General features: G+C 66.9%; 9 protein-coding genes. 1 reads left to right on the top strand and 8 read right to left on the bottom strand.

The features are described from left to right. Positions 1-15 precede the first annotated feature (15 nt). The 3 genes from napE to AC6LJW_RS26670 all read right to left on the bottom strand — a co-directional run bounded on the left by napE (position 16) and on the right by AC6LJW_RS26670 (position 2,217). On the bottom strand, positions 16-174 hold the full coding sequence (napE, locus tag AC6LJW_RS26680) for a periplasmic nitrate reductase, NapE protein (protein ID WP_056569899.1): 159 nt from the start codon (positions 172-174) through the stop codon (positions 16-18). A 208-nt stretch (positions 175-382) separates the two neighbouring features. After that, positions 383-1,252, bottom strand: coding sequence for a beta-keto acid cleavage family enzyme (locus tag AC6LJW_RS26675; protein ID WP_056569900.1), 870 nt, complete (start codon positions 1,250-1,252; stop codon positions 383-385). A gap of 2 nt (positions 1,253-1,254) precedes the next feature. Then, positions 1,255-2,217, bottom strand: a complete 963-nt coding sequence (locus tag AC6LJW_RS26670; protein ID WP_056569902.1) for a 3-hydroxyacyl-CoA dehydrogenase family protein — start codon at positions 2,215-2,217, stop codon at positions 1,255-1,257. A gap of 121 nt (positions 2,218-2,338) precedes the next feature. Between AC6LJW_RS26670 and AC6LJW_RS26665 the strand changes: the two genes are divergently transcribed. Beyond that, complete coding sequence (locus AC6LJW_RS26665; RefSeq protein WP_056569904.1) at positions 2,339-3,247, top strand: LysR family transcriptional regulator; 909 nt, start codon at positions 2,339-2,341, stop codon at positions 3,245-3,247. Between the two features lie 531 nt (positions 3,248-3,778). Here the strand turns inward: AC6LJW_RS26665 and AC6LJW_RS26660 are convergent. The 5 genes from AC6LJW_RS26660 to AC6LJW_RS26640 form a co-directional block, all read right to left on the bottom strand. Next, entirely contained in the window at positions 3,779-6,214 is a 2,436-nt protein-coding gene (locus AC6LJW_RS26660) for a TonB-dependent siderophore receptor (RefSeq protein WP_498088741.1), read from the bottom strand. Positions 6,215-6,284: 70 nt separating this feature from the next. Continuing rightward, positions 6,285-7,337, bottom strand: coding sequence for a FecR family protein (locus tag AC6LJW_RS26655; protein WP_498088740.1), 1,053 nt, complete (start codon positions 7,335-7,337; stop codon positions 6,285-6,287). A gap of 8 nt (positions 7,338-7,345) precedes the next feature. After that, positions 7,346-7,867, bottom strand: coding sequence for a sigma-70 family RNA polymerase sigma factor (locus AC6LJW_RS26650; RefSeq protein ID WP_498088739.1), 522 nt, complete (start codon positions 7,865-7,867; stop codon positions 7,346-7,348). A 158-nt stretch (positions 7,868-8,025) separates the two neighbouring features. Next, positions 8,026-8,742 carry a GntR family transcriptional regulator gene (locus AC6LJW_RS26645; RefSeq protein ID WP_056569910.1) on the bottom strand — a complete coding sequence of 239 codons (717 nt, stop codon included), beginning with the start codon at positions 8,740-8,742 and terminating at the stop codon, positions 8,026-8,028. Positions 8,743-8,756: 14 nt separating this feature from the next. After that, positions 8,757-10,532 (bottom strand): IlvD/Edd family dehydratase, encoded by a 1,776-nt coding sequence (locus AC6LJW_RS26640; RefSeq protein ID WP_056569911.1) that lies wholly within the window; start codon positions 10,530-10,532, stop codon positions 8,757-8,759. Between the last annotated feature and the right edge of the window lie 220 nt (positions 10,533-10,752).

The following is a 10,752-nucleotide window of genomic DNA, read 5'->3' as shown; positions in this document are numbered from 1 at the left end:
GGCGCAGGCTTTGCATCAGCTTCCCGGGGGGCCTGCGAACATCTGGTAGATCCAGACCGCAAAACCGTACCCGGCCACGATGATCACTGCCAACACCGGGGCCATGACTGCCGTCAGGAATAGGAAACTTCGCAGTTCCTGGGCTTTTGTGTAGCCATCGGATTCGTCTTGCACACACCACCTCGCAGCAGAAACTTGTAGGGGTATTGCGTTAAACGTACGGATGCGAAAGTTTGTAGCAGATGAGCTTGCGCTGCGTCAATGTTGCAACACAGCGAAATAATGTCGGAGAGGTCGGGGGGGGCGGGGGACCGGCCGCCGGATCGCCGGCCGCCCATTAACCCGTTGCAAATTAGTCCGGAGCGGGTCAACCGCCGATGCGTTAACCGATCGCGCCGTAGATGCGCCGCGCGTCCGCAGCCGTCGCCAGCGGCCGGCCCAGCGCCCGCGCGCCTTGCGCGGCCTGGGCGACCAGCGCCGCGTTGTCCGGCGCCACCGACCCGTCGCGCAGTTTCAGGTTGTTTTCGAAGCCCACGCGCATGTGGCCCCCAAAGGCCGCCGCGGTCGTGACGCAGGCGTTTTCTTCGGGACCGAAGGCGCAGATCGCCCAGGGCAACGAATGATCGTACGCGGCCAGGAACGGCAGCAGATCGTAGGCCGACGACGTCTGTCCCGCGCTGTAGCGTCCCAGCACGAACAGCACCGACCAGGCGCCCGGCGGCACCAGCCCGCGCGCGCGCAGCGACAGCCAGCGGCGCACGTCCGCTTCGTCGTACAGGATGATCTGCGTCATGATGCGCCGCTCGGCCAGCCACGCCAGGAACGCCGCCAGCTCCGCTTCCGGAATGCCGGGCACGGCAATTTCGCGCAGGCCGATGGAGACAGCTTCGGGCTGCAATTCGCGCACCATGGCGATCTGCTCGGCCGCCTGATAGACGCCCGCCGCCTCGCTGGTCACCTGCACCAGCAGGTCGTCGCCAACCGCGCGCTGCACCGCTGCGAGCGCGTCGCGGTACGCCTGCGCGTCCAGCAGATGGCTGCCGTCGGGCTTTCTGACATGCATGTGCATCATCGCGGCGCCGGCGTCCAGGCATGCGCGAGCCTCGGCGGCCAACGCCTCCGCGGTCAGCGGCACGGCGGGGTGATCGGCGGCCTTCTTGTAGGCGCCGTTGGGCGCGACGGTAATGATGACGGGCGAGTCGGCCAGGGCGGCGCGGGGCAGGGACCCAGCCACGAAGTCGGAGGTAGGCATATTCAAGGCTTGATCTCCGGCAGTTCGGGAGCGATCAGGTCCAGGCCCGCGCGCAGCAGCCTGTCGTAGCGGGCGCGTTCGGCGGCAATGGTCTCCGGCGTCCAGGCATAGAAGCCTTCGCCTGCCTTCATGCCATGCCGGCCGTCGGCGGCGCGTTCGGTCAGGCAGCGCGCGGGGTGGTCGGCGTTGCAGAACGTGGGATACATCGTGGCGCCGGCCGCCGCGTGCACGTCGATGCCCGCGTGATCGCGCTGCATCACGGGACCCGCCGCGAGGAACCGGAAGCCGAAGCCGAAGCGCACTGCGGCATCCACATCCTCGGGCGACGCGATGCCCCGGTCGATAAGGTCGAAGGCTTCGCGCGACAGCGCATGCTGCAGGCGGTTTGCCAAAAAGCCGGGAAGATCCTGCTTCACCTTGACCGGCACGCTGCCGCAGCGCCGCATGAAGTCGATCAGCGTATCGGCGCAGGCATCATCGCTGGCCTCGCCCAGCACCACTTCCACGAGCGGCACCAGATGCGCCGGCATGAAGAAGTGCAGGCCCAGCATGCGGCCGCGGGTGTCCAGCCCTTCGCTGATCGCGCTGATCGGGAAGCTGGAACTGTTGCTGGCCAGAATCGCATCGGGCCGCGAGCGCCGCGCCAAGTCCGCAAAGAGCGCCTGCTTGATGTCCAGACGCTCGGGAATGCACTCGATCACCAGATCCACCGTCGACCAGTCCACGTCGTCCAGCGACGGCGCGGTGGCCAGCAGGGAGGCGTTTTCCTCGCGTCCGATGGTCTTCAAGTTTTCCGCAACTCGCGCCGGCAGACCGGCCGCGCGCTGGGCATTCGATTCGATCACCGTTGTGCGGCACGCCGCTCGCGTCAAGACGACGGCGACATCCGCGCCCATCGTGCCGCCGCCCACCACCACCGCATGCGCCGCGCCCGGATTGGGCAGCGCCTTTGTGTCTTTCTGCATGCTGTTCTCCTGATTCTGAAACCACGCTTGGGCGCGAGTGTAGAGAAGCACGGTTGATTGATGAATCAGAATTTTTGAATAGAATGATCGGTCAATCAGATCAATAAGTCGGGGACAAATCATGCAGATCAACCTGTCGATGCGCGACATCGACACGACGCTGGTGCTGGGCCGCACACTCAATTTCCGCCAGGCCGCCGGGCAGTTGCATCTGTCGCAATCCGCGCTGTCCACACAGATCCAGCGGATCGAGGACGCGCTGGGCGTGCGCCTCTTCGACCGCACCACGCGCACGGTGCGGCTGACGGCGGCGGGCGAGGTCTTCCTGCAGCAGGCCGCGACCCTGCAGGCGGCATTCCGCGACGCCATCGCCGCAGTAGGCAGCATCTCCAGTGCGGAACAGGGGCAGGTCTCGGTGGCGGCGCTGCCATCGCTGGCTGCTCGGCTGTTGCCGCGCGTCTTGATGACGTACCGCCAGGCGCATCCGCATGTCGCGCTGAAGGTTCGCGACACGCTCTCCGGTCCGGCCTTCGACCTGGTGCGCGCGGGCGAGGTCGATTTCGCACTGACCGCCGCCGATCCGCAGCACGCCGACCTGCATTATGTGCCGCTGATGTCCGATAGCTTCATCCTGCTGATCCCCGAGGCGCATCCGCTTGCGCGCGCAAAGGGTCCGCTGCGCTGGGCCGACACGGCCGGCGCGGAGCATGTGTCGATGGTGCATCCGAGCAGTGTGCGCCAGTACACGGAATGGGCTTTCCTGCAAAACCGCATCCGCTTCGCGCCCGCCTTCGAAGCCGAACACCTGACGACCATCGTGGCAATGGTCGAATGCGGCTTCGGGGTCGCGGCGTTGCCGGAGATCGCCGCTGGCGCGGTGGCGCAGACCGGCATCGTGCAGCGGCGCCTGACGGCGCCGGTGGCTGAGCGTTCGATTGGCTTGGTGACGGCCCGCAACCGTAGCTTGTCTCCCGCTGCGGTGGCGCTGGTTCAGACGTTGAGGGAATACGTGGCGGCGCAGGCGCGGTGATAGGAGCGACGAGTGATCGAGCAGTGAGGGGGGAGCTTTGCACGTCCTGCGACTGCGCCCGGCGAAATCTAAGACTCTGCTGATATTCAAAGTTATGCCGGTGTGACGTAATGGCGGCGCATTGCATGCGCGTCCAATGCGATCCTCTGTTCGCGGCGGACGCTTTCTTCATGGGCGGACCCGGACGCGTATCGGCGGGTGGGATGGGTCTGTCGCTGCGGGGAGCACGTCATTCCTATCACCCCGTGACCATGGTGAATTGCCTTGGTACAGCATTTCCATGCGTCTCGCGCCCGAAGTGAAGTGGCCTGCTGACATGGATCTCGAGTCCAGGACAGCACCGTGACGCGCGAACACGTAAGCGAACTATCGGGCTTCTAGAAGTACATCCGCTTTGTGGGTGGGTACGTTGGCTAACCTGTCGATGCCACCCGCTGCTCTCCCGCAAGCAATAAAAAAGCCGGCCCCTTCGCAAGGGCCGGCTCCAGCATGTTGGCGACCTACGCGTCGCTCAAAGAACGCCAGTCACCCTCAAAAATCAATCTGCGCCGACAACAGGAACGTACGCGGCGCGGCAACCGTCGCGTACGAGCCGCTGGCCAGCCAGAAGTCCTTGTTGAAGAGATTCTCGATGTTCGCGCGGAACACCACGGCGCGGCCCAGAATCTCGGTGTTGTAACGCGCCCCGATGTCGTAGCGCGTCCACGAGGGCAGGCTCACGGTGTTGGCCGCGTTGAAGTACATCGACGACGTGTGGATCACGCGGGCGTTCAGGCTCAGGCCGTGAACCCACGGCGTGTCCCAGTCCACACCCAGGTTGAAGGTGTTCTTCGGCACGCCGTTGGCGTCATTGCCGTCGTTCACACCGCCTGCGGTTTGCTTGAGCGTGGCGTCGTAGAACGTGGCGCTGGCCATCATGCGCAGGCCCGGCATGGCTTCGCCGAAGGCTGCCAGTTCCAGGCCGCGGTTGCGCTGTTCGCCGTCGAAGCTGTAGATCCGCGTGTCGGGATCGGTCATCGAGTTGGGACGCGTGATCTGGAACACCGAGGCGCTGGTGATGATTTTGCCCCAGTCGACCTTGACGCCCGCTTCATACTGCTTGGACTTGTACGGCGCGAAGACCTGGCCGGCGTTGGCCGCGGTCGCGGGCGCGATGCCGCCGCGCGTCAGGCCTGACGTGAAGTTGCCGTACAGCGAGACGTTGGAGATCGGCTTGAAGACGATGCCGGCGACGGGCGAGATCGCGCTTTCGTCGTACGAGCCGGTGCGCGCGCCGGTGGCGGTGGAGTAGTTGTCGAGAGCGACGCGCTGGTTGCGCATGCCGCCGGTGATCAGCAGGGTGTCGCCGGCGAAGGACAGGGTGTCGGTCAGCGTGTAGCTGGTCAGCTCGGTCTTGGATGCCTTTTGCGGCGCGCCGCGGTCGGCGGTGACCGGCGGCAGCGGGGCGGGACGGAAGATGCTGGACGGGACGCCGGGACCGGAGGACGTGACGTAGGCGTTGCCGGACTCCTGGTCCAGACGCGTGGCCGACAGGTTCACGGTGTGGCCGATGCCCCAGGTGTCGAAGCGGGCGCGCAGGCCGACGTCGCCGGTCCACGTGCGCGAGTACGAGTCGTAGTAGGCGTTCGACACCGTGAAATTGCCCAGCGCGTCGGCGGGACCCGACGGAAAGGTCTGCTCGGCGGTGCCGTAGCGGTAGCCGGTGGCGCCGTAGACCATCAGGTGGTCGTTGATGTCGTACTCGAGGCGGGTGGCCACGGTCGAATCGTTCAGCTTGAGTTCGGTGCCCGGGTAGAAATTGCGGTGGCCCGAGGGCGGCGAGGGCAGCGACGTCACGTTCGACTGAAAGCCGATCTGCGGGCGGAAGTTGTCGATGTTCTCGTGCTGGGTGTAGGCGTCCAGCGACCAGCGCAGCTTGGCGCCGCGATAGTCCAGCGCCAGCGCGCCAACGCCTTGTTCCTGCCTGCCGTCGTCAATGTTGGTGTCGCCGTTGCTGTAGACGCCGTTGACGCGGATGCCCCATTCGTTGTTGTCGCCAAAGCGCCGGCCCATGTCGAGCTGGCCGCCCAGTTGCGACTTGCTCTGGTAGGTGGTCGTCAGGCGCGTGAGGGGCTCGTCGCCGGCGCGCTTGGTGACGATGTTGATGCCGCCGCCGATGCTGCCGTTGGGGCCGATGCCGTTCATCAGCGTGCCGGGGCCCTTCAGGACTTCGACGCGCTCCATCATGGCGGCGGGCATGCGGCTGGCGGACGCCAGGCCGTACAGGCCGTTCAAGCCGACGTCGCCCGCGGCCACGGAGTAGCCGCGAATCTGGAACTCGTCGGAAAAGCCGCCGCTGGAGGTGGTGGTGCGCACCGAGGATTCGCTGATGACGATGTCGGCCAGCGTGCGTGCTTGCTGATTCTCGATCATCTGCGAGGTGTAGTTGGTGGTGCTGAACGGCACGTCCATGACGTCGCCCGTACCCAGCACGCCCAAGCCGCCGCCGCGCGCCACCTGGCCGCCCGCGAAGGGCGCGGGCAGGTTGGGATCGGCGGCGGAGGCGGTAACCGTCACGGCGGGCAGGTTCGTGGTGGCGATGCCCGCGCCGGGGGGGCGGTCCAGCACGTAGCTGCCGTTCGACTGCGGCAGCACGCGGATGCCGGTGCCGGCCAGGAGGGCTTCCAGTCCGCCGCGCACGGCGTACGTGCCGCGCAGCCCGTTGCTTTGCAGGCCGGCCGTCACTTCGGGCCGGAACGACAGCACGATGCCGGCTTCACGTCCGTAGCGGCCCAGCGCGTCTTCGAGCGTTCCCGCGGGGATGTCGAAGCTGCGGGTGGCGGCGGCCTGCGCGTGGGCGGCGGTGGGGATGGCCAGCGCGGGCGCCGCGAGCAGCGTGGCGGTGGCGATGCGGCCCGCCAGGCGCGCCGTGGCCGCGCGTCGCAGGAAACGGGAGGACTGGCGCTTGGGCGCCCGGACGTGATTCATGAACTGGCCTTTCAGAGAGGTGAGGTTGCTGTGTGCTCACCTGCCTTGACCCGCCAGATCGCAAAACGGATCAACTATTTTGTAACGGCGGTGTGGGGCGTGCCGCGCCAGGGCCGGCGATGAGGTGCAGACGGCGTCCGCGCCAGAGCCGCGTCTCGGTTTCGACGCGGATATCCAGCGTGGCGCTGAGCGCGGCCAGCACCTTGTCGACATTACTGACGGGAAACGAGCCGGACAGCCTCAGGTCTGACACGGCAGGGTCGCAGCTGATCGTGTCACGGCTATAGCGGCCCAGCTCGGCGACAAAGTCGGCCAGGCGCATGCTGCGAGCGACGATGAAGCCGTCCTTCCAGGCGACCTGGTTTTCCTCGGCGGCGGCGGGCTGCGCGACACGGCTCGCCGAGTAGTTGGCGCGCAATCCCGCCTGCAACGTCAGTGCGTGTTCGGCGTCGTTGCGCGGCCGGATCTGGACCGCGCCCTGGAACACGCTGACCTCCGTCGAGCCATCCAGCAGCCGCACGGCGTACTCGGTGCCCAAGGCGCGGGCGGTGCCGTGGGCGGTCTCGACGCAGAAAGGGCGGTTGGGCCCGCTCGATTCATGGGCGGTCGTGATCAGGATCTCGCCCGCGAGGAGCGTCACGCGCCGGTGTTCGGCGGTGTAGCGCACGTCGATGGCGCTATCCGTGTTCAACACCACGCGGGTGCCATCCGGCAGCGAAAGGTTGCGGCGTTCGCCGATGGCGGTGCGATGGTCTGATGTCCAGGTGCGCCACGGCGTGATCTGGCTGACGCCCCAGGCCGCGCCGCTCGCAATGGCCAGGGCGCTCATGGTTTTCAGTGCGCGGCGGCGCTGGGCGGAGGCGGGCGCGGCCAGCGTTGCCTGCGCGATGGCCGCGTTGGCGGGTCCGGCGAGCGGCCGCAGCGTGCCCTGCACGGATTCGATGCGCAGCCACGCGCGCTCGTGGTCCGGGTGCGCGGCGCGCCATGAGGCCCATTCACGCACCGTTTCGGGTGCGACGGGGTCGTCCTGCAATTCCACCAGCCATTCCAGCGCGCGTTGCGCAACGGCGGGCGGCAGAGTGGAGGCGTCGCGCGTGTTGCCGTACCAGGACGAGGCGGACATGCGCCGGGTCATCCGGTAAAGGAAAGATCGGCAAAGCAGCAGCGCTGCAAGGCCTTGACGAGGTAGCGCTTGACGGTGGGGACCGAGATGCCCAGCGCGTCGGCGACCTGGACATGCGTGTGCCCCTCCAGTTGGGACAGCAGAAAGGCCTGCCGCACGATGGCGGGCAGGCCGTCCAGCAGGCGGTCCAGCTCCAGAAAGGTTTCCAGCACGATGGCCCGGTCCTCGGGCGACCAGTGCACGGCTTGCGGCGCCTGGGCCAGCGCGTCGAGATACGCGCGCTCCAGCTTCTCGCGGCGCCAGTGGTTGGACACCAGGTGCTGCGCCACGGTGGTCAGAAACGCGCGCGGTTCCGTGAGCGTGGCGGGAATGCGTTCACTGCTCAGGAGACGAATGAAGGTGTCGTGCGCCAGGTCTTCGGCCTGATCCGCGTTGCCCAGGCGTCGGCGCAACCAGCCCCTGAGCCAGGAGTGGTGGTCGCTATAAAGCGTTTCGATGGAGGAGGGGAAGGCGCATCCCGGCGTACTCAAGATCCAACCTTTTGGTCAAGCCGCCGGCGCCTCGCAGTCGGAGGCGGGACAACTGCACATGCGAATTTCTGGAAATAGTAATTGTTATTATTACCGATTCCGGGCAGGGCTTGTCAAATTGTTGCCGGTTGCGGGGAACCGGGCGTTGCCGTTAAACGTCAGAGCGGCGCGGCAGGGACCAGATAGGCGCCCTGGGTTTGCGCATACGCCTGTTGCGAGGCCAGATAGGCATCGCGCGACGGGATCAGGTGATCGCGGCACACCGCCATCAGCGCGTCGCGGTCGCCATCGCGCAGCGCCTGGATCATCGTCCAGTGTTCCTGGCGGGCGCGTTCGCGATGGCCGGCCGTCACCAGTGAACCGAAGCGGATCGGGTGGGTCCGGCGCGCGTACTCTTCGATGGCCTGTCCCAGCACCGCGTTGTCCAGAAGGCCCACGAATTCTCGATGAAAGCGCTGGTTGCTGCGGAACACGCGGCGCGCGTCGCCGGCGGCGACGGCGGCGTCGTGCTCGCGCTGCACCGCCACCAGCGCGGCCAGCCGCGCCTCGGACACGGGCAGCGGCATCTGGCGGGCGGCGTGCACTTCCAGCACTTCACGCAAGGCATACAGTTCCATTACCTCGCGCACGGAAAACGCGCGCACCACCGCACCGATGTTGCGCTTTTTCTCGACCACGCCCAGCAATTCCAGGTCGACCAGCACCTGGCGCACCGCGTGCCGCTTCATGCCAAAGCGCGCCATCAGCTCGTCCTCGGTCAGGCGTTCGCGCGGATGTAGCCGGCCGAAGACGATGTCCTCTTCCAGCGTGGCCACCGCTGCCTGGACGGCGTCGGGGGCGGGTTCCTGCAAAGCGGCGGGCGTGATGGCGTTCATGGCGAGCGTTGGGGTTACTTCTTCGGGACCGTGTCGTTCGTGACGCCGGCGCGCAGGAAGTCGAAGTCGACGCCCTGGTCGGCCTGCGTCACGGACTGCAGGAACAGCTTGCGGTAGCCACGGTCGGCGGTGGGGCGGGTGATGGGCTTGGCGGCGGTGCGGCGCGCCAGCTCGGCGTCGTCGACCAGCAGCGCGATCTCGCGCCGGGCGACCGACAGGCGGATGCGGTCGCCGTTCTGCACGTAGGCCAGCGGGCCGCCGATGGCGGATTCGGGCGTGACGTGCAGCACGATGGTGCCGGCCGCGGTGCCGCTCATGCGGCCGTCCGAGATCCGGACCATGTCCTTGACGCCCGCGCGCGCCAGCTTCTTGGGAATGGGCATGTAGCCGGCTTCGGGCATGCCGGGCGCGCCGGTGGGGCCGATGCGCTTGAGCACCAGGATGTCGTCGGCCGTCACGTCCAGCGCGTCGTCGTCGATGCGGCGCGCCATGTCTTCGGCGTCCTCGAACACGACGGCACGGCCTTCGTGCTCCATCAGCTTGGGGTTGGCTGCCGATTGCTTGATGATGGCGCCGCCGGGCGCGAGGTTGCCGCGCAGCACGGCCAGGCCGCCGACCGGATAGATCGGCGCGTCTGCCGTTCGGATGACGTCCTGCTTGAAGGGCGGCGGAGCGTCGTCCAGTTCTTCGCGCAGCGTGCGGCCGGACACGGTGAGGACGTCCAGATGCAGGAACGGGCGCAACTCGCGCAGCAGCGCCGGCATGCCGCCCGCGTCGTGAAAGTCTTCCATATAGTGTTGGCCAGACGGCTTCAGGTCGACGAGCACGGGCGTCTCGCGGCTGATGCGGTCCAGGCCGGCCAGGTCGATGTCGATGCCCAGGCGGCCGGCGATGGCGGTCAGGTGGACGATGCCGTTGGTCGACCCGCCGATGGCGAGCAGCACGCGCAGGGCGTTTTCGATGGACTTGCCGTTCAGGATGCGGTCCGGGGTCAGGCGCGAGGCCGCCATGGCGACGGCCGTCGCGCCGGTGTGTTCGGCCACGCGGACGCGGTCGGCGGTGACGGCCGGGGCGGACGCGCCGCCCGACACCATCATGCCCAAGGCCTCGGTGATGCAGGCCATGGTGCTGGCCGTTCCCATGACGGAACAGGTGCCCACGCTGGCGACAAGCTGGTTGTTCACATCGGCGATCTCGACGGCATCGATCTCTTCGGCGCGGTAGCGGCCCCAGTAGCGGCGGCAGTCCGTGCAGGCGCCCACGCGTTCACCGCGGTGCGAGCCGGTCAGCATCGAGCCGGTGACGAGCTGGATGGCGGGCACGCCGGCGGAGGCGGCGCCCATCAGCTGCGCGGGCACGGTCTTGTCGCATCCGCCGATCAGCACGACGGCGTCCATCGGCTGCGCGCGGATCATTTCCTCGGTGTCCATGGACATGAGGTTGCGCAGATACATGCTGGTGGGCTGCGAGAAGCTCTCGTGCACCGAGATGGTGGGAAAGTCCATGGGCAGGCCGCCGGCCAGCATGACGCCGCGCTTGACGGCCTCGATGAGCTGCGGCGCGTTGCCGTGGCAGGGGTTATAGCTGCTGCCGGTGTTGACGATACCGATGATGGGACGCGCCAGCGCGTCGTCCGACAGACCGGCGCCCTTGATGAAGGCCTTGCGCAGGAACAGCGAAAAACCCTTGTCGCCGTAATTGGTCAGCCCGCGGGCGACACCTTGCGCGGTGGCGCTGTCGCTGTCAAAGGGGCCCTTGCCGGGCTTGCCGCCCTTGGTCTCGTCCGTCATTTTCAGTCCCGATAATATTATTGATAATCCAGGTTCGACATCATATCCAGCCCTTCAGGCGGCCTGCAAGCGGTTTATGGCGGTGCGGCTATTGATCTGAATTGAAGATCAGTCGATAGAAAAATACCGATTCTTCAATCAAGAGCGGACCCCTACACTGGCGCCGTTGACGAACCGGGCGTCCGATCATTCCTATACCCATCCCGGCTGGAGAGACCAC

This window comes from Achromobacter sp. 1012554356 (assembly GCF_059760815.1).
Note: the sequence above shows the minus strand (reverse complement) of the source record. Positions and strands in the feature narration are given on the sequence as shown.